Genomic DNA, 18,355 nt, shown 5'->3' with positions numbered 1-18,355 from the left:
CGTAAAATAGGCAGCAAACACTGGCCGCATCAAGCACCGATATTATTGGCAAATCTATATTGGTAAATTCTCATTAACGAATATTCACTGCCGAATTCCTCTTTCCGAAGATCTGCTTACGAACATTCATGACCAATGGCGCTGGAGCGTTTTTCTGCGCTATTGGCTTGGCTTGGCTTGGCTTGGCTTGGCAGTATGGTATCTGACAGAACACCCAATGCGCTACGGCTACATTGATTCCCCTGACCCACCCTCACCGAATGGGCGACCAACGCATGGTTGTATATTGTGAAATGTGCTGCGTACTGATGTAAGAATGCTGGGCGTGCTTTGTACATGATCGGGCTTGAGCCCACGGTGCAGCCCCTTGCACCACTATGCTCCAGCTTGCCCCGCTGGAAAGGGTTGCGTTCGCATCGCCACCGGTTACCGGCGTTCTGTCAATCCTGCAAACTCACCTGCCAGTTTGCCTCCTGAATTCGCGCATCAAGCTCGCGTAACGACCTGGCCAGCAAGTCTGCCTGTTTCTGTATGCTTGCCACATCAATAGTGCTTTTAAACCGCACCTCTGAACGAGTAACAACCGATCGTGAGATCGTGCCCGCTTGCGCCAGCTCAATATAGGTCGCGTGACGCTGCTTAAGAACATCACGCTCTGCCAATGCCTCTGTCATGGTTTTACCCGCGACATTTGTCACCGAATTGGTTTGATTGATACGTCGAATCAGTTGTACCAGCTCGGCGCAAAGCGCATCGTACTGCGCCAACAGCATATGGGGTTCTTCAGCCGGCGACTCTCCTTCCTGCACAGCAGCATTACGCAACAGACGCGCCTTGAGCTGCGCCAGACGCGTCTGGCTATCGGCTCGTAACGCCAGGGCTTCGGCCAGTTTCATCTTTCATGTTCCTCTTGTACAACCTGTATAACCTTACGAATCGCACCCGCAAGCGGCAGATGGCTCACCCGACAGGTGGCAAAAAAATTCTAGCACAATATGCCTTCTCTTGACCACTAACCTGGAGTCAGGCACTTTGCCAACAGCAAGGATGCCAGTGGCATATACGCGTTACGGATCTGGATGGACGACAGAAGCGACCACCGTCGCTCCTACAATGATGAACATCGGACAGACAGTGACTCCACGCCGTACGCAAAATCTACCCGGCGCCACATTACAGCGGGAATTGCGGTGTTGATTGGCGATCAAACTGCATGTAAGGCCTTTCCCGATAAAAATACTCTCACTGGCCGTTTATTGCCCTTGTTGCCGGTTGCTCCTCACGATACGTGCATCTGCGAGCATAGGCAATGATTAAAGCGTTTATTTAGATGCGTGCGCATCTGAGGCGGGCATAGATGCAGCGGCTACAAACATACACAGTGTGTTGCTTGGTATTGCTTTTTGATGCTGTGGGCAATGTTCGTAACTGATTTTTTGAACTGTATTTTTACAGGATCGTTTATGCAGCCAGCTCGCTACGAGCTTATGCAGCTTATCTTGGAATAGTTGATTTTTTTGATAAAGCGGCCAATGTTGGCGCTGAAAAATACAGAGAAGTAGTACCTGTAAAATAACTGGAAATTACTGCTAATAAATATGACCGTTTTCATAACAATCATAAAAAAGCAGTGGTGCCCAAGGGGGGACTCGAACCCCCACACCCGAAGGCACATGGACCTGAACCATGCGCGTCTACCAATTCCGCCACCTGGGCAAAACAGAAAACTGTCGTTTACTGTTGAAGAGCTAAGACAAGGATTATATAGACTCCCCAAAAAAAACACCAGTGGGTGCCCCCGCTTTCTTGAAAAAACTTACGAAAAAGCGTGGATTGTTGTAAAAATACTTCAGGCCAGACGCAGCACCTGCCTGGATACGCCTTGAAACGGCACAAATCCCAAGCACCCGCCTGCGTACCCGAGCTCGTAGCAAGCTTCACTTTCTCATGCTGGCACAGAGCACGCGCATGGTCCTGAAAGCAATAGCATATGTCATATAATCAATGATGACACGCAGCGCCCGTTAACAGCGCGCCCTGCACTTCTTTTTCACTGCTCAACCTTTTTTTCTTTTGCCAACATGACAACCCTTTCCAACGCTTCTCGGTTCCTGCAGCGATTCATCGCAGCTGCCATTAGTACCACAATCATCCCCCTGGCTGCAGCTGCTGAGTTTCCCGAAAAGGCCATCCGGCTGTCGGTCGGTTATCCTGCTGGTGGCCTGAGCGATGTAGTTGCGCGCAAACTTGCTGAGAAAGTTGCCGATACGCTCAAGGTGCCGGTCATCGTGGAGAACCGCCCTGGCGCCGGCGGCACGATCAATATCGCCGAAGTCTCCCGAGCCAAGCCTGACGGCTATACACTGGCCTTTTCAGCCACCAGCCCGCTGACATTGACGCCGTACTTCTCCAAAGTCAATTACGCTCCAGAGAAAGCCGTCACATCGGTGATCGGCATCATGTATTCTCCAGTCGTTCTGTTGGGAACGCAAACGCTGCAGGCCAGCGATTTCAACGGCTTCATCAAGACAGCAAAACAGGCGCCAGGCAAGCTGCGTTGGGCAACGTCAGGGATGGGCACAATCGGGCATATCATGTTCGGCCAGATCTCTCACGACGCAGGGCTGGACATGAACCTGATTCCCTATAAAGGTGGCAGCCAGCAAATGAACGATGCGCTGGGGGGACAATTCGAAGTGTTCTCCACCAATGTTTCCGCTACCTTGATAGAAAACATCAAGGCAGGCAAACTGCATGCGCTGGCGATTGGCGCCGAGCAACGCATCGAGGGCCTGCCCGAGACGCCCACATTCACAGAACTGGGGCAGCCCAAGGCAAATCTGAAATCCAATTTTGGTATCGTCGCGCCGGCCGGTACACCAACCACGGTGATCGAGAAACTGAACAAAGCGTTCGACGCGGCATTGCAAGATCGTGATATAGCAGACAGCCTGCGGCAATCGGGCAATATCCCCAGTGGCGGCACAGCTGCGGTCTTTCAGCGAGTTATTGATGAAGAGTCGCGTAATAATCGGGCGATTATCCAGCAGGCCGGATTGGCGGCCAATTGATCGTCACATATTAGCCAACGACTATAGACTGATAAATAAAACCGGGTGAATTAACCGCTATATATCGGCCAGCAGAACGTGTCTGATTTGTTGTTGGACCTGATTCACGTGCCGCGCCAGATGTCGACGTTTCGGAATATCGATATTGATTTCTCTAAAAGATCAATTTCTTAAATAATCATAGATTGCTTATCGATATTCTGTTTTTCTATAAATTGATAATTTACAAGTTTTGGTCTTCATAAACTGATACCAGACAAAGTGCTGCTGTGCCAAGCCCTGTCTCAGGTGCCGATCGGCATTCAGTTTTAAACACACCCGTCATTCGGTATTGAATTTTCCATCCCGTTGATCATTAAGTTTTGAGCTGTGGGCACTACCATCGTCCACCACTCAAGTTTGTATACCCCTGATATCTCAGAGTTTTCCGACCCACTAGCTGTGAACCAAACAAATCGACGCGCCCTATTTCGAGTGTCCAAGTGCGTTACGCCGGTCCCCTTCCACAGGCAAAAGGATCATCTGCGCAAGCTCGGACAGTGAATGCCCTTCCAGTCGGGCCAACAGGACTTGCTCTGAGTCGTGCATGGCCTGGACGATAAATCTATTGACAGCGCCTTCCACCGGGCATTGCGGATTGTCATCAGCCGGAGCAATGGCAAAGACCGCACTGTGAGGAATAGCTTCATACACATCCCTCGCGGTTGTACTGCTCAAATCTTGCAAGAGCGACCACCCTCCATTACGTCCTCCTACCGAAGTGACAAGACCAGCGTCGCGCAGAGTGGCCAAGGTCCGACGTACTACTACCGGGTTGGTGTGCAACATCTTGGCGAGGTTTTCGGACGTCGTGGTGCCACCACGCAAATGCATGTGAATCAGCACATGAAGTAAACGGGCAAGGCGGGTGTCGTGTGCCATGAGGAACTCAAAATATTGCGTAACAATGATAGTTACGATAACATACTTCCATCCTAAACTTTGAGTGAGAGGCATTGATGAGCAATCGAAACCAGCGGTACGTAAAGGCCAACGGGCTCAGGCTTCACATCACCGAGGAAGGCGAAGGCCCTTTAGTGCTTCTCTGCCATGGTTTCCCTGAGACAGCCTACGCTTGGCGACATCAATTGTCCGCCCTTGCCGAAGCTGGCTTTCGAGCGGTAGCGCCCGATTTGCGCGGCTACGGCAACAGCGACAGTCCGCCCGACCCCGCAGCGTTTACTACCTTGGATGTGGTAGGCGACCTCGTTGCCCTTATGGATGCCGAAGGCGCGCGTGAAGCGGTGATTATGGGAGGAGATTGGGGCGCAACGATCGCTTGGCAAGCAGCACAGCTACGCCCCGATCGATTCCGTGCCGTAGTTGCGTTAGGTGTACCGATGATGGGACGCGCACCGGCCCCACCAAGTCAGATATTCCCACAAGCCGCGACGGCGATCTTCTACACGCACTACTTCAGTCAGCCAAACGTAGCCGAACAGGAGTTCGATAGAGACCCCGCTTCAACCCTCCGGAAGATCTACTTCGCTGCGTCTGGAGACGCTGGGCCACGAACAGATCCAAACACGCCCAATCCGTTTGGGATGGTGGCTCGTGGGCAAGGACTGCTGGACTCGCTTCCAGATCCCACGACACTCCCATCCTGGCTCGAACAAGCCGATCTGGATATCTTCGCGGAAAGCTTTCGGGGGAGCGGCTTTCGAGGTGGACTGAACTACTACCGGAATCTGGATCGGAATTGGATGTTGCAAAGCGCTTTCGCAGGAAAGCAAATCGAGGTACCAGCACTCTTTCTTGTAGGCGAGCGGGATACAGGTCTAGCGATCCCGGGAATGGACCAAATCATCAAGGCGATGCCCCAACTTGTGCCTCAATTGCGTTCCGCTAAGGTGATTCCAGGCGCGGGACACTGGTTGCAACAGGAGGCGCCTGGAGAAGTCAACACAGCGCTCGTCCGGTTCTTACATACCCTCTAGGGCAGGTCTGAACAGCTGCGCCATTGGCAACGACAATTTCACGCCGCATTCGGGATCAAATTCGGCGCGGCAATGATCATGATCTCTACGATCATGCCGGCACCCAGGATCTGGCTCTTACGGCGCAAGTGCGGATCGAGGCCTCGTCGCGGAAATAATCCGGAGTTGGCGCGTTGCAATGCCACCCTCTTCAAAACAACCTTCTGATCTTGATATTTTCCGAACTACAACTGTCTAAGCAAGAGATTGTCCAGAGCGAGCCCTGTTAGTAATCACGGTTTACTTTCTTCGCAAAAGAAGAAAATCCATTTTTTCGGTGACATTTGCTTTTTCACACTTAATTTATTCAAGTGAAAAAACAAACCATCGAGAAATAATGGATTTCGTTTCAAAGTAGCTAGAATCTGATTCTAAGAAAACTTCGACACCAGACGTACCGGTGCCGCGTTTAAAGACGGTGCGACTAAAGATAGCGCAGAAATGTGCCGCGTTCTGCCGCCCTATTTGCCCGCCTGGTGAACAAGGGACAGCAGGCCGGCCGCCAGGGTAAACAAGCCGGCAAACCCACGGTTGAGGATCTTCTGCTGTTTTGCCGAATGCATCAAGCGCAAGATTTTGGCTGCCAGCCAGGTATAGGCGCTCATGACGATGACATCCACCACCGTCATGGTAATGCCCATCACAAGGTATTGCTGCGCAAGCGGCGCACGCGGATCAATAAACTGGGGCAGTACGGCAAGCAGAAACACCATTGCCTTGGGATTGCTCATGTTGACCAGAAAACCGCGCAATACCAATCGGTGCGCGGGCACATTTGGCACCCGGGCATCCAGCTGGATTACGCGCACCGGCGCCCGCCACTGTTGCCAGGCCAGATAAAGCAGGTAAAAAACCCCGAACCACTTGATTAGCGCAAAGGCCCAACTGGTGGTTGTAAGCAATACGCCTACGCCGGCGGCAACAATCGAGATTTGCGTCGCCAGCGCCAGTTGCAGGCCCAGAATATTCCAAAGCCCAAGGCGCACGCCATGATTGACGCCAGTAGACATGGAAGCAATCGCGCCCGCGCCGGGCGAAATGCTGATAATCCAGCATGCCAGGAAAAACGCTGACCACAATTGCCATGACATAATAAAAATCCTTCAAAAAGGCGAAACATACAGACGGTCACCGGCAGACAGCCCACGTTGGCCCTTGGCCAGCGGGTGCTGCAATGACAGCAACAAAAAAATTTGAAAAATAGAAAACGTTACAAGACTGGTTGCGAACCCACAAAGGCGGCAAAAACCCGGGAAACGGCTGCAACCCAGGTCAATTACATGTCGATAACATAGATGCAGCAATAAGCGGCCGTGAGCGGCCAGCTTCGACCAGAACCAATATTATAAATCAATCTGTCTATTTTATTCCGGGCTTATTTCGGACGCATCAGATTGTCGGCAACACGGCGCTTTTAACACGTCTTCGAAACATGCCGTATTCTGGCTGCCATGATGCCGTTTTCTACCCGCCATGATCGCAATTGCGTCGGCGCGCATTACCTGCTGCAGCGCGGTTTTTTCCGTCGCCAGCCCGCCGCCGCGCCGGTGGTCAGCGTATCCATTGCAGATTGCTGTGCTCCGAGCACAAAGTAACGCAAACACGCCAGCAAAAAAATCCATAATCCAGATCATATTATTTATCAAAACTGAGGTAACTAAATTACACTTAGGGATACTTCAAAAAATCAGGCATTATCAGGAGATATCATGCAAAAAGGCGCGCCAAAAGGGTTGTTGGCTATCATCACAAGCGTAATGACGTGTCTGGCTTTGACGCCCGCCGTCCACGCGCAATCGGCCGATGAAATACGTATCGGCGAAATCAATAGCTACAAGATTTTTCCTGCTTTTCTGGAACCCTATAAAAACGGCATGGTATTGGCGGCCGAACAAGCCAATCAGGACGGTGGCATCAATGGTCGCAAGTTGAGAATCATTATCCGCGATGATGCCGGCAACCAGGGGAATGCCATCAAGGAAGCACAGGCGCTCGTCAGCCGGGACAAGGTGCATGCGCTGACCGGTGGCTTTTTGTCCAATATCGGACTGGCGCTGGCCGATTTTGCGGCGCACCGAAAGGTGTTTTACCTGGCCAGCGAGCCGCTGACCGACAAACTGGTCTGGGCCGACGGCAATGACTATACCTACCGTCTGCGCGCTTCTACCTATATGCAGGTAGCCATGCTGGTGCCTGAAGCGGCCAAGCTCAATAAAAAGCGCTGGGCGATCGTCTACCCCAATTACGAGTATGGACAGTCGGCTGCCGAGACCTTCAAAACCCTTTTGAAGCAGGCGCAACCAGATGTGCAATTCGTCGCAGAGCAAGCTACCCCACTCAATAAGGTCGATGCCGGCAATGTTATCCAGGCGCTGGGCGAAGCCAAGCCCGATGCCATTTTCAATGTACTGTTTGGCCCTGATGTCACCAAGTTTGTCCGCGCCGGCACCACCCGCAAGTTCTTTGAAAACATGCCGGTCGTCAGCCTGTTGACAGGGGAACCCGAATATCTGGACACGCTGGGAGCCGATACACCAAAAGGCTGGATTGTTACCGGTTATCCATGGCAATTTATCGATACGCCTGAGCACAAGGCCTTTCTTGATGCCTATCAGAAACGATTCAACGATTATCCACGGCTCGGTTCCATCGTCGGCTATATGGCCATCAAGTCACTCGCAGAAGGATTTCGCAAGGCAGGTGCGACCGATACAGAGGCAATCCGCAAGGCATTCGCCGGTCTTGAAGTCGTCTCGCCGTTCGGCCCGATCTCCTATCGCCCGCAGGATCATCAATCGACCCTGGGCGCATATGTCGGCAAACTGGACGCCAAGGACGATCGCGGCATCATGACAGACATCCGCTATATCGACGGCGCTACGGTTCAGCCTGATGATGCGCAGGTTGCCAAAATGCGCCCCGCCAAGTAGCGGTGTGCGGCACGCAATGACTCCAGCAGCAAGAGACGATACCCGGCTCCACCACATGGACCTGCAGCCACGCCGTTACAAGTTTGGACACTGTACTGAAACCGGTGCCATGCCTCGCGCTGCCGCATATGGCCCGGACAATCCGGGAATACAGCGGTGCCTGGCTGGCGGCGCACCCTGTGCACAGGACCACCCATGGATCTGAGCGGATTTGCAGTTCTGTTTCTTAATGGCCTGGCTGGTACCTCATCGCTATTCATGGTCGCTTGCGGACTATCGCTGATTTTTGGCGTCAGCCGTATTGTCAACTTTGCCCATGGGTCGTTATATATGTTCGGCCTGTACTTTGCCTACAGTCTGGCCACATCTTATTTGCCTGCGGGCCCCGTCGGGTTCTGGCTTGCCTTGCTGCTTGCCGCACTGCTGGTCGGCGCGCTGGGCGCCATTATAGAACTGCTGGTGCTCAGACGCATCTATCAGGCACCGGAACTATTCCAATTGCTTGCCACTTTTGCCCTGGTCCTGGTTCTTAGCGATCTGGCGCTGTGGCTGTGGGGTCCCGAAGATCTGCTGGGTCCGCAGGCGCCGGGCCTGGCCAGTTCTATTCCTATTTTCGGTCGGCAATTTCCGACCTATAACTTGCTGCTGATTCTGATCGGCCCGCTCGTGCTGCTTTTGCTCTGGCTGCTGCTCAATCGCACCCGCTGGGGCACGCTCATCCGCGCGGCGACGCAGGACAGGCAAATGCTTGAAGCGCTGGGCGTTAATCAGAGCTGGCTGTTCACCGGCGTATTCGCACTGGGCGCATTCCTTGCCGGACTGGGCGGTGCGCTGCAACTTCCCATTGAACCGGCCAGCCTGACCCTGGACATGTTGACAATCGGCGATGCGTTTGCCGTAGTGGTGATCGGCGGCATGGGCTCCATTCCCGGCGCATTCGTTGCCGCGTTTATTATTGCCCAGGTCAAGGCGTTGTGCATCGGGCTGGGGACCGTGCAGCTGGCCGGCATTGAAATTGCCCTTCCCCAACTGACCCTGGTAGTCGAATTTCTGATCATGGCCGTTGTGCTCATCTTCAAACCCTGGGGACTGTTCGGCGCCCGTACCGGTACACCGCGCAGTGCCGCCATACCCGAAGCACCCTACCGTCCGGCTAGCGCGCTGCTCAAAATTATCGGCGTATGCGTAATCGCGATGCTCATCTGCGTGCCTCTGGCGATCGAGACCTTTCCCTATTTGCCGGTATTGATACAGGATATTCTCATTGCCATGCTTTTTGCCGCAAGCCTGCATTTCATCATGGGCGCTGGCGGCATGCACTCTTTTGGCCATGCGGCCTATTATGGCGTTGGCGCCTATGCGGCGGCATTGCTGCTGCAACGCTATGCCCTTCCCATGTCCTTTGCTATTGCGCTGGCACCCTTTGTGGCTGCCATCGCGGCGCTAATCTACGGCTGGTTCTGCGTGCGGCTGTCGGGCATTTATCTTGCCATGCTCACGCTGGCATTTGCCCAGATTACATGGTCCGTGGCATATCAATGGAATGACGTCACGGGCGGCTCCAATGGCCTGATCGGCATCTGGCCTGCCGCCTGGCTGGAAGAACCGGTCCACTTTTATTACTTTGTGCTTGCCATCGTGCTGCTCTCAATACTGGCGCTGCGCTGGTTATTGTTTTCACCGCTGGGCTATGCGCTGCGGGCCAGCCGCGACTCAATGCAACGCAGTGGCGCCATCGGCATCGACAGCATGCGCGTGCAGTGGATTGCATTTGTCATAGCAGGTTTTTTTGCCGGACTGGCTGGCGCCCTTTTCGTATTTTCCAAAGGCAGCATATCGCCCGAAGAGCTATATGTGAGCAAATCGATTGACGGCCTTGTCATGGTCCTGCTCGGTGGTATTCAATCGATCACCGGCCCCTTAAGCGGCGCAGCTTTTTATGTTTTGCTCCATGACTACATCACAGGCATTACCGAGTACTGGAAAGGGCTGTTCGGTCTGATTATCCTGTTGTTGGTACTGCTGTTCCCGCAAGGCCTGGGCGGCCTTGGAAATCGGATCGGACAGTGGTTTCACAAAGCGGGTCGGGCGCGGCCTGCAGGAAGGCAACCATGAATTTGCTTGAGGTCAATCATCTGAGTCGGCGCTACGGTGACTTTATTGCCGTGGACGATATCAGTTTTAGCTTGCAGGCCGGCGAACTGCTGGCGCTGATCGGCCCCAACGGAGCTGGCAAAACAACCACATTCAATATGATCGGCGGACAATTGCCGGTCACGCGCGGCAGTATCCTGCTTGCCGGCGAGTCTATCGCTAATTTGCCGGCTAGACAGATCTGGAAAAAAGGTGTGGGCCGCACCTTTCAGATTGCCGCAACCTTCAGTTCATTCACCGTGCTGCAGAACATTCAAAATGCCCTGCTCGCCTATCGACGCCGCACCTATCACATATGGCAGTCTGCCGACAAACTGTACCGGCAGCAGGCCAGTGCATTACTTGAACAAGTGGGCATGCTGGAGCAGGCAGATCGCCCATGCTCGGAGCTGGCCTATGGCGATATCAAGCGAGTCGAACTTGCCATGGCGCTGGCCAGTGAACCCAGGCTCTTGCTGATGGATGAGCCCACCGCAGGCATGGCTCCTCGCGAGCGCCAGGACTTGATGACATTAACGCGTGACATTGCCCAGGCGCGCAATACGGCTGTATTGTTTACCGAACACAGCATGGATGTAGTGTTTGGATTTGCCGACAGAATACTTGTGCTGGCTCGTGGCCAGCTGATTGCACAAGGTACCCCGCGCGAGATCCGCGATGATCCCAACGTGCGGCAGGTCTATTTCGGCACGGGCCTGAATCTGCAGCACGACGCCAGCCAACCTCCCCTCTCGGGCACCGGGACTGATACCGCAGAGGGAGTGCGCCCATGACCCATCTATTGCCCGCTACTGAGCCGGATCAGCCGCAAGCGCTATTGCAGGTGCAGAATCTGAACGCATGGTATGGCGCAGCCCATATCCTGTTTGACATCAACCTGACTGTCAGAAAAGGCGAAGTGGTAGCGCTGATGGGCCGCAACGGCGCCGGCAAATCTACGACCATTGAAAGCATCATGGGACTGGTGACCCACCAGGGAACAATTGAGTTTATGGGACAGCAAATTGCTGCCTGGAAGCCGCATCAGATTGCCCGGGCCGGAATTGGTTTCGTCCCTGAAGAACGCCGTATTTTTGCCGATCTGAGTGTCATGGAAAATCTCGATACCGGCTTGCAGGCGCCCCGCGTCTGGCCGGATGGTCAGGCGGTGGCTCATTGGTCGGTCTCATCGATTTTTGCACTGTTTCCGAATCTGGCCGACATGCGTACACGTCGCGGGGGACAAATGAGTGGCGGTGAACAGCAAATGCTTGCCGTGGCGCGCACGTTGATGGGCAACCCCTACCTGCTGCTGTTGGACGAACCCTCCGAAGGCGTGGCCCCCATTGTGGTTGAACAGATGATAAAAATGGTGCTTGCCTTAAAGGAGCAAGGCGTAAGCATTCTATTGTCGGAACAGAACATGGATTTTGCCCGGCAGGTCTGCGACCGGGTTTACATCCTGGAAAAAGGCCAGATCAAATACGAGGACACCATGGACGCACTGGCCCGTGACCCGCAGGCCAAAGCACATTTTCTGGCAGTCTGACATCAGAGCCGCGGCCAGTCAACAACACAGAACCCGCTTTATCTTTACGCCCACGACGACGCCCGCCAGGCAATGCTGGGCGCGCGCCTGGCGCGAAAACGATAGCCCGACTATGTTATAATATGTAAGAAAGATGAATAAAAATCGGGGGTTACACGATTAATCCCTCTTGCATTGCACGTTGTGATGGTTACCCGCTGTTCGTGTGGTGTCGTGTCGCTGCAAGCCACCCATCCGGCTGCGCTACTCGATCGTAAAAACTACAATTAACCGCCGCTCCGGCATTTTTGATTGCTATCAAGGTCAAGCGACTACCATGATTAAACATCAGCTTCTGGACAAGGATTCTGTTTACTGCAATACTTGTGTGCTGGGGCATATTTGCGTACCGCAGGGGCTCAATGCGCAAGATGTGGCACGACTGAACGAGTTGGTCAAGGAACGCATCCGTATCCCCAAAGGCACCCTCTTTTTTAAGGCCGGCGATAAGCTCACTGCCCTTTACGGTATCCGGTCCGGTTCCATGAAGCTGCAACTGGAAAACGAGTCCGGCCACATGCAGATCACCGGTTTTGTCTTTGCAGGTGAAATCATCGGTCTTGATGCACTGAGCGAGAATATGCATGTTTCCAACGCCATTGCCATGGAAGATACCGAGGTTTGTGTCATCCGCATGAGCGATCTGAGCTATCTGTCCAAGGAAATTCCGGCACTGGCCTATCGTGTCACGCGCCTGATGAGCCAGGAAATTTCGCGCTCGCACGGCATGGTGCTGTCGCTCGGCGCCATGCGCTCCGAACAAAGGCTCGCTGCATTCCTGATCAATTTATCGCAGCGCTTCGCCTGTCTGGGTTATTCGGGCAGTGAGTATGTGCTTCGCATGAGCCGTGAGGAAATTGGTAATTATCTGGGACTGACGCTTGAAACAGTCAGCCGCCTGCTGTCACGATTTGCCAAGGAAGGCTTGATCCGTATTCATCAGCGGGAAGTGCAAATTCTGGACTCCAATGGACTGCAGATGTTGATTCAAAACGAAAATATGCACCGCATGGACTCGCGCAAGGCGCTTGCCTGAACGAGCGTACTCTGCGATCCACAGGCCAATCATGGTGGTCGGCATTATCGCCGCATCAGAGTCCAGAATCAGCAGGCGATCGAACATAGGCAAACTGCTGTTCAGGTACAGGGACATCGCCATTCGGGTTTGACAACCAGCCAAGTCCAGACGCTGTCCAAAAAAGCCAGGCTATCTGAACATATCCAGACCGGCACCAACAATGCCGGACCAATCTAAACGGCAATCGCAATTGCCGGCCATGGCCGCGCTGTGATACAGAGATTGAACTGTTCCTGGCAGCTAATCGTCCAGTTCGGCTTGCCTGGAAAACAGCGATAGTTGATTGCCGCTGTTAGCCATGAAAAAGCTGAGTGTACTGGAGAAAGCAGCTGTCAGCCAGAAGAGAAAAAAACCGGCAGCATAGGCCAGCTCACTCGATATGCGGATGTGCCCGAACAAGGGAATATCCCGAGGATCAACCAGCGCAAACACCACCCCGCTGGCAAAGCCGGCAGCAAGAAACGACGGCCAGAGTATCCACATGATGGTACGCATGATCACTCCCGCTTGACATTAGCAGGGGCTGCCGGACCCAACTGCCCGGCGCCTTCACGGGTCACCACTAGCCCCTGCTTGCGGGCATCCAGCCGCACATCGTGGTCGGGATTATTCTGAAACGCCAGAACAATGGTAATCACGCAACCAATAATAGCGACAAAGGGACCGGCCATCAGCAGCCATGGCCAGGGCTCTCTGTACCACGGCCCGCTATCTCTTTCCTGCAGTTGCATCCTTGTGCTCCTTGTCAATTAGGGACAAAAAAAGTTGTATCCTGTTGAGCCGATAATGTGCCTTCGGTCTTATCCGTATTTTCGATATGCAGGGTCAATGGATGCAAGCCCTTGGCCGAGTCCTGTACCGGTATGCGAATGACCATGGGAACCCATTGATTGGAAAAGGCCGGCACCTCAATTTGTTGCGCGCTCTCTTCTCCGACCAGGACCGTCACTTGCGGGATATCTTTGGAAGTCGCTTTGAGGATAAACCTCTGGTCTTTTTCCGACATATTGATGACCTGAATACGATAGATATTCTCGATCATTCCACCCGGTATCTCCCGCCCAAGCACCCCACGGTCCCTTACGATATCAACCCTTAACGGTGAACGCAGTGAGAGCGAAACCAGCAAGCCGATAATGAAGATGCTCAGCAACGCGATATAAACATAAATGCGAGGCTTGAACAAACGCTGTCGAGCCTGTTTTCTGTCCAGTCTATCGAGCATGCCGCTTTCAGATGTATAGCGGATCAGCCCGCGTGGATAATTCATTTTGTCCATCACCTGATCACAGGCGTCGATACAGGCGCCGCAGCCGATGCACATATACTGCAGACCGTCCCTGATGTCGATTCCGGTCGGACAGACCTGCACACAGATGGTACAGTCAACGCAATCGCCCAGACCAGCCTGGCTGGGAATGATTTTCTTGGAGCGACGACCCCGCGGCTCGCCGCGGATCCGGTCATAGGTCACGACAAACGTGTCCTTGTCGACCATCACGCTTTGAAAGCGGGCATAGGGGCACATGTATTTGCAGACGGACTCCCGCAGAAAACCGGCGTTCCCCCAGGTTGCAAAGGAATAAAAGACCATCCAGAACCACTGCCAGAAGCTCAGTTCGAAATGCAGCAGTTCAACGCCCAATTGCCGAATGGGCGAGAAATAGCCAATGAAGGTCGAGCCCGTCCACCAGGCAACCACAATCCATAAAAAATGCTTGGTCGCCTTTATCCTGAACTTGCGCAAGCTCATCGGAGATTCATCGAGCCGAATACGGGCAACGCGATCACCTTCGATCTTGCGCTCTATCCACATGAAAATTTCGGTATACACGGTTTGCGGACAGGCATACCCACAAAACAGCCGACCGGCAAGCGCAGTAAATAGAAAAAGCCCATAGGCCGAAATGATCAGGATGATGGCCAGATAAAACACATCCTGCGGCCAGAGCACAATGCCAAAGATATAGAACTTGCGCTCGGTCAAATCGAACAACACCGCCTGACGTCCATTCCATTGAAGCCAGGGCAAGCCATAGAAAACCGCCTGCGTGGCAAGCACCAGAATAATCCGCCATTTGGCAAACACGCCGGTCACGGAGCGCGGATATATTTTTGCGCGGATCTCTTCGACCTGCATGCTGCTGTCGTCGGCAGAGACAGCCCGGGCCGGGACCAATCTTGGTGGTTGCCACGCAGGCACATCCTGATTGGCAGACTGCTCTGGTTGCTTATCTGACATGATTGACGATTCTTCTATGCATGATTATTTGTTGGATAAACCCCAAACATATGCGGCCAGCATGCGGATCTGATCTTCAGACAAAACATGTTTCTGTGCTGGCATCACACCCTGGCGTCCGTGCAGAATCGTATTGACAATAGCCTCCCGGGAACTGCCGCCGAGCCAGACGTTATCGGTCAGATTGGGTGCACCTAATGCCTGATTGCCTTTTGCATCCATGCCGTGACAGGCGAAACATACTTTCTTGAAACCCGCCTCGCCCGCGTGCAATAGCGTGGGATCACTGGCCAGACCGGAAAGAGAACGCACATAGTTGGCAATTTCGTTGGCCTCTGAGGGTGTAATCGCAGCAGCAAGGGGCGCCATTACACCATGGCGGCCTTCTGTGACGGATTTGACAATGACCTCGGGTGTGCCGCCGTAGAGCCAGTCGCCATCGGCCAGATTGGGAAAGTTGGGCGAACCTTTCGCGTCGGAACCATGGCATTGTGCACAGTTGTTCAGAAAGAGCCGCTTGCCGATGGCATTTGCCTCGGGATTGGCCGCCAGTTCCTGGACAGAATAGGATGAAAACTTGTCAAACAATGGCTTGATTTGTGCCGCCTGTTCCTCGCGTTCGGCGACGACCTGCTTGGCAGAGGTATATCCGAGCAGACCCGGATAGGAACCGAGCGCTGGAAACAGTACCATGATACTCAGCGCGATAACGCAAAGCCCGAGATACATGACCGTCCACCAGCGCGGAACAGGATTATTGAGTTCGCGCAAGTCTTCATCCCAGACATGCCCCGTATCTTCGACTTGCGGCGTTGCGCTCTTGAGCCATCGACGCTGGGTAAACAGCAGCCACACGCACCATGCCACCCCGGCCAGAGACACGATGGCAATGTAATAACTCCAAGAATTACTGAAAAAATCACTCATTTTTTATACCCTTCACCACGAGTTGTCGTTGCTTCGTCGGGGACGGCAAACGGCAGACGCGCTGCCTCTTCGTTATCGCTCACACGGTGCCTGGACCAGGCCCAGGCAATGATCCCAAAAAACGTCATAATGGATACGATGGTCATGATCCCGATTGCGATGTCCATGTGTTCACCTGTCCCCGTTCTGGTCTAGTTGGACGCTGTTGCGTCTTGTTCACGCATTGCAGCCAGGTATCCGACGCCCAGGCTTTGCAAATAGGCGATGATGGCGTCCTCTTCGGTTTTTCCCTTGAGTGCGGCCGGTGCATCGTTGATTTGCTGATCGGTATACGGCACACCCAGCGTACGCAATGCCTTCATGCGTGCCTGAACATTTTCATTGGACACGTCCTTGTTCTGCAGCCAGTAATAACCAGGCATATTGGATTCTTTGACCACGTCGCGCGGGTTGCGCAAGTGGATACGATGCCATTCATCCGAGTAGCGTCCGCCAACCCGGGCCAGATCGGGTCCGGTACGTTTGGACCCCCACAGGAACGGATGGTCGTAGACGAACTCGCCGGCTACAGAATACGGGCCGTAACGGGACACTTCGGACTGCAGCGTCCGGATCTGCTGAGAATGGCAGCCGACACAGCCTTCCTTGATGTAGACGTCCCGACCGATGAGCTCAAGCGCCTGCAGGGGTTCAACACCGGGCGCCGCCTTGGTGGTGTAGTGCTGGAAAAACAGTGGCACAATTTGCACCAGACCGGCAACGGCAACGACGAGGATCGAAAAGATAATCAGAAGCCCGACGTTTTTTTCCAGTGTTTCATGAGTAAACAAACGTTTTTTTTGATTCGTCATGATAAATCTCTTAAACAGCAGTAACGGGTTGAGCAATACGGGCATCGTGGCCGACGAATTCAGGTACTTGCGGGTTAACGCCTTTGCGTCCCTTGATGGTCATGACCATGTTGTAAAACATAACCAGCACGCCGCTCAGGAAACACATCCCGCCTACAATGCGGATGATGTACAGCACATATTTAGATGCCAGCGCCTGAGTAAAGGCGTAGGTCAGCGTACCGTCGACCTCTGTTGAACGCCACATCAACCCTTCCATCACGCCTGCAATCCACATTGATGCGATATACAGCACGACGCCGATGGTGGCCATCCAGAAATGAGCCTCGATCAATGATTTGCTATACATGGATTCGCGACCATACAGACGGGGAATCATGTAATACAGGCTGCCAAAGGTGATCATGGCCACCCAGCCGAGCGCACCGGAATGAACGTGCGCGACAGTCCACTCCGTGTAGTGGGAAAGCGCATTCACGGTACGGATGGACATCATGGAGCCTTCAAAGGTAGACATGCCGTAGAACGACAGCGCCACCACCAGAAACTTCAGGATAGGATCGGTGCGCAGCTTGTGCCAGGCACCGGACATGGTCATGATGCCGTTGATCATGCCGCCCCAGGAAGGTGCCAGCAGGATCAGGGAGAATGCCATACCCAGGCTTTGTGTCCAGTCAGGCAAAGAGGTGTACAGCAGATGGTGTGGGCCTGCCCACATGTAGGTAAAGGCCAGCGCCCAGAAGTGAACAATGGACAGACGATAGGAATAGATCGGACGATTGGCCTGTTTTGGCACGAAGTAGTACATCATGCCCAGAAAACTGGTAGTAAGAAAAAAGCCCACCGCGTTGTGACCGTACCACCATTGCACCATGGCATCTTGCGCACCCGCGTAGGCGGAATAAGAGTTGAACCAGCTATAGGGCAACTCGATGTTGTTGAAGATATGCAGGATGGCGATTGTCAGAATGAATGAACCGTAGAACCAGTTGGCCACATAAATGTGTTTCATCTTGCGCTTGACTACCGTCCCGAAAAAGACGATCGCGTAGGCGACCCAGACCAGCGTAATCAGAATGTCGATAGGCCATTCAAGCTCGGCATATTCTTTGCTGGTTGTGTAGCCGGCCGGCAGCGTGATCGCAGCGGCCACAATGACCAGTTGCCAGCCCCAGAAAGTGAACGAAGCCAGTGGTCCACAGAACAGGCGCGTCTGACAGGTGCGCTGAACGACATAATAGGAGGTAGCAAACAGCGCGCTACCGCCAAAGGCAAAAATAACCGCATTGGTATGCAACGGGCGCAGACGACCGTAACTGAGCCAGTCTACGACGTTCAGTTCCGGCCAAACCAGTTGTGCGGCTATGTAGACACCCACGAACATGCCGACAATTCCCCACACGACGGTCATGATGGTGAACTGGCGCACGACTGTGTAATTGAATATCTCCGCGTCTGCGGAGCGCGCATTCTGGGCACGCATAAAAATTCCCCTAAAAAAAACCTATTGTTCAATCTTA

General features: G+C 53.5%; 18 protein-coding genes and 1 tRNA gene. 7 read left to right on the top strand and 12 right to left on the bottom strand.

Annotated features, from left to right (window positions below; all coding sequences use genetic code 11):
• Nucleotides 1-440: 440 nt before the first annotated feature.
• Both EV681_RS09440 and EV681_RS09435 read right to left on the bottom strand, forming a co-directional pair.
• Nucleotides 441-896, bottom strand: coding sequence for a DIP1984 family protein (locus tag EV681_RS09440; RefSeq protein ID WP_128394349.1), 456 nt, complete (start codon nt 894-896; stop codon nt 441-443).
• Between the two features lie 735 nt (nt 897-1,631).
• Nucleotides 1,632-1,716, bottom strand: a tRNA-Leu gene (locus EV681_RS09435).
• A gap of 365 nt (nt 1,717-2,081) precedes the next feature.
• Between EV681_RS09435 and EV681_RS09430 the strand changes: the two genes are divergently transcribed.
• On the top strand, nt 2,082-3,071 hold the full coding sequence (locus tag EV681_RS09430; RefSeq protein ID WP_128394350.1) for a Bug family tripartite tricarboxylate transporter substrate binding protein: 990 nt from the start codon (nt 2,082-2,084) through the stop codon (nt 3,069-3,071).
• Nucleotides 3,072-3,536: 465 nt separating this feature from the next.
• Here the strand turns inward: EV681_RS09430 and EV681_RS09425 are convergent, their stop codons facing one another.
• Entirely contained in the window at nt 3,537-3,992 is a 456-nt protein-coding gene (locus EV681_RS09425) for an Rrf2 family transcriptional regulator (RefSeq protein ID WP_128394351.1), read from the bottom strand.
• 77 nt (nt 3,993-4,069) lie between these two features.
• On the opposite strand from EV681_RS09425, the gene EV681_RS09420 reads away from it, so the two are divergent.
• On the top strand, nt 4,070-5,047 hold the full coding sequence (locus EV681_RS09420; protein WP_130303799.1) for an alpha/beta fold hydrolase: 978 nt from the start codon (nt 4,070-4,072) through the stop codon (nt 5,045-5,047).
• Between the two features lie 500 nt (nt 5,048-5,547).
• Here EV681_RS09420 and EV681_RS09415 read toward each other — a convergent pair whose 3' ends face one another.
• A complete protein-coding gene (locus EV681_RS09415; RefSeq protein WP_128394353.1) occupies nt 5,548-6,177 on the bottom strand; it encodes a LysE family transporter in 630 nt (209 codons plus the stop codon).
• A 273-nt stretch (nt 6,178-6,450) separates the two neighbouring features.
• Entirely contained in the window at nt 6,451-6,708 is a 258-nt protein-coding gene (locus EV681_RS09410; RefSeq protein ID WP_130303798.1) for a hypothetical protein, read from the bottom strand.
• Between the two features lie 135 nt (nt 6,709-6,843).
• Between EV681_RS09410 and EV681_RS09405 the strand changes: the two genes are divergently transcribed.
• From EV681_RS09405 to EV681_RS09385, 5 genes are all read left to right on the top strand, one after another.
• Nucleotides 6,844-8,016 (top strand): ABC transporter substrate-binding protein, encoded by a 1,173-nt coding sequence (locus EV681_RS09405; RefSeq protein ID WP_130304058.1) that lies wholly within the window; start codon nt 6,844-6,846, stop codon nt 8,014-8,016.
• A gap of 195 nt (nt 8,017-8,211) precedes the next feature.
• Nucleotides 8,212-10,131: an ABC transporter permease gene (locus EV681_RS09400; protein WP_130303797.1), complete on the top strand. Its 1,920-nt coding sequence runs from the start codon at nt 8,212-8,214 to the stop codon at nt 10,129-10,131.
• Nucleotides 10,128-10,943 (top strand): ABC transporter ATP-binding protein, encoded by an 816-nt coding sequence (locus EV681_RS09395; protein ID WP_128394355.1) that lies wholly within the window; start codon nt 10,128-10,130, stop codon nt 10,941-10,943. Before EV681_RS09400 ends, EV681_RS09395 begins: the two co-directional genes overlap by 4 nt.
• A complete protein-coding gene (locus tag EV681_RS09390; RefSeq protein WP_128394356.1) occupies nt 10,940-11,698 on the top strand; it encodes an ABC transporter ATP-binding protein in 759 nt (252 codons plus the stop codon). The genes EV681_RS09395 and EV681_RS09390 overlap by 4 nt, the downstream gene beginning before the upstream one ends.
• Before the next feature lie 316 nt (nt 11,699-12,014).
• Nucleotides 12,015-12,773, top strand: coding sequence for a helix-turn-helix domain-containing protein (locus EV681_RS09385; protein ID WP_130303796.1), 759 nt, complete (start codon nt 12,015-12,017; stop codon nt 12,771-12,773).
• A 282-nt stretch (nt 12,774-13,055) separates the two neighbouring features.
• Here the strand turns inward: EV681_RS09385 and EV681_RS09380 are convergent, their stop codons facing one another.
• Genes EV681_RS09380 through ccoN form a run of 7 tightly spaced genes read right to left on the bottom strand, consistent with a single transcriptional unit; the run spans nt 13,056 to nt 18,318 of the window.
• Nucleotides 13,056-13,310, bottom strand: coding sequence for a hypothetical protein (locus EV681_RS09380; protein WP_128394358.1), 255 nt, complete (start codon nt 13,308-13,310; stop codon nt 13,056-13,058).
• Between the two features lie 2 nt (nt 13,311-13,312).
• On the bottom strand, nt 13,313-13,546 hold the full coding sequence (locus EV681_RS09375) for a FixH family protein (protein ID WP_130303795.1): 234 nt from the start codon (nt 13,544-13,546) through the stop codon (nt 13,313-13,315).
• Nucleotides 13,547-13,560: 14 nt separating this feature from the next.
• Nucleotides 13,561-15,057: a cytochrome c oxidase accessory protein CcoG gene (gene ccoG / locus EV681_RS09370; RefSeq protein ID WP_128394360.1), complete on the bottom strand. Its 1,497-nt coding sequence runs from the start codon at nt 15,055-15,057 to the stop codon at nt 13,561-13,563.
• Between the two features lie 24 nt (nt 15,058-15,081).
• On the bottom strand, nt 15,082-15,984 hold the full coding sequence (gene ccoP / locus EV681_RS09365; RefSeq protein WP_130303794.1) for a cytochrome-c oxidase, cbb3-type subunit III: 903 nt from the start codon (nt 15,982-15,984) through the stop codon (nt 15,082-15,084).
• Nucleotides 15,981-16,151 (bottom strand): cbb3-type cytochrome oxidase subunit 3, encoded by a 171-nt coding sequence (locus EV681_RS09360; RefSeq protein ID WP_128394362.1) that lies wholly within the window; start codon nt 16,149-16,151, stop codon nt 15,981-15,983. The genes ccoP and EV681_RS09360 overlap by 4 nt, the downstream gene beginning before the upstream one ends.
• 24 nt (nt 16,152-16,175) lie before the next feature.
• Nucleotides 16,176-16,835 carry a cytochrome-c oxidase, cbb3-type subunit II gene (gene ccoO, locus EV681_RS09355; protein WP_128394363.1) on the bottom strand — a complete coding sequence of 220 codons (660 nt, stop codon included), beginning with the start codon at nt 16,833-16,835 and terminating at the stop codon, nt 16,176-16,178.
• A gap of 10 nt (nt 16,836-16,845) precedes the next feature.
• Complete coding sequence (ccoN, locus tag EV681_RS09350; protein ID WP_128394364.1) at nt 16,846-18,318, bottom strand: cytochrome-c oxidase, cbb3-type subunit I; 1,473 nt, start codon at nt 18,316-18,318, stop codon at nt 16,846-16,848.
• Nucleotides 18,319-18,355: the final 37 nt, after the last annotated feature.

The organism is Advenella incenata, from assembly GCF_004217095.1.
Lineage (GTDB): Bacteria > Pseudomonadota > Gammaproteobacteria > Burkholderiales > Burkholderiaceae_B > Advenella > Advenella incenata.
This window is presented reverse-complemented; position numbering and strand designations above follow the sequence as displayed.

Excerpts from the sequence above, each read along its gene's own strand:
- EV681_RS09440 (WP_128394349.1), bottom strand. The coding sequence starts at position 896 with ATGAAACTGGCCGAAGCCCTGGCGTTACGAGCCGATAGCCAGACGCGT.
- EV681_RS09430 (WP_128394350.1), top strand. The coding sequence starts at position 2,082 with ATGACAACCCTTTCCAACGCTTCTCGGTTCCTGCAGCGATTCATCGCA.
- EV681_RS09425 (WP_128394351.1), bottom strand. The coding sequence starts at position 3,992 with ATGGCACACGACACCCGCCTTGCCCGTTTACTTCATGTGCTGATTCAC.
- EV681_RS09420 (WP_130303799.1), top strand. The coding sequence starts at position 4,070 with ATGAGCAATCGAAACCAGCGGTACGTAAAGGCCAACGGGCTCAGGCTT.
- EV681_RS09415 (WP_128394353.1), bottom strand. The coding sequence starts at position 6,177 with ATGTCATGGCAATTGTGGTCAGCGTTTTTCCTGGCATGCTGGATTATC.
- EV681_RS09410 (WP_130303798.1), bottom strand. The coding sequence starts at position 6,708 with ATGGATTTTTTTGCTGGCGTGTTTGCGTTACTTTGTGCTCGGAGCACA.
- EV681_RS09405 (WP_130304058.1), top strand. The coding sequence starts at position 6,844 with ATGACGTGTCTGGCTTTGACGCCCGCCGTCCACGCGCAATCGGCCGAT.
- EV681_RS09400 (WP_130303797.1), top strand. The coding sequence starts at position 8,212 with ATGGATCTGAGCGGATTTGCAGTTCTGTTTCTTAATGGCCTGGCTGGT.
- EV681_RS09395 (WP_128394355.1), top strand. The coding sequence starts at position 10,128 with ATGAATTTGCTTGAGGTCAATCATCTGAGTCGGCGCTACGGTGACTTT.
- EV681_RS09390 (WP_128394356.1), top strand. The coding sequence starts at position 10,940 with ATGACCCATCTATTGCCCGCTACTGAGCCGGATCAGCCGCAAGCGCTA.
- EV681_RS09385 (WP_130303796.1), top strand. The coding sequence starts at position 12,015 with ATGATTAAACATCAGCTTCTGGACAAGGATTCTGTTTACTGCAATACT.
- EV681_RS09380 (WP_128394358.1), bottom strand. The coding sequence starts at position 13,310 with ATGCGTACCATCATGTGGATACTCTGGCCGTCGTTTCTTGCTGCCGGC.
- EV681_RS09375 (WP_130303795.1), bottom strand. The coding sequence starts at position 13,546 with ATGCAACTGCAGGAAAGAGATAGCGGGCCGTGGTACAGAGAGCCCTGG.
- ccoG (WP_128394360.1), bottom strand. The coding sequence starts at position 15,057 with ATGTCAGATAAGCAACCAGAGCAGTCTGCCAATCAGGATGTGCCTGCG.
- ccoP (WP_130303794.1), bottom strand. The coding sequence starts at position 15,984 with ATGAGTGATTTTTTCAGTAATTCTTGGAGTTATTACATTGCCATCGTG.
- EV681_RS09360 (WP_128394362.1), bottom strand. The coding sequence starts at position 16,151 with ATGGACATCGCAATCGGGATCATGACCATCGTATCCATTATGACGTTT.
- ccoO (WP_128394363.1), bottom strand. The coding sequence starts at position 16,835 with ATGACGAATCAAAAAAAACGTTTGTTTACTCATGAAACACTGGAAAAA.
- ccoN (WP_128394364.1), bottom strand. The coding sequence starts at position 18,318 with ATGCGTGCCCAGAATGCGCGCTCCGCAGACGCGGAGATATTCAATTAC.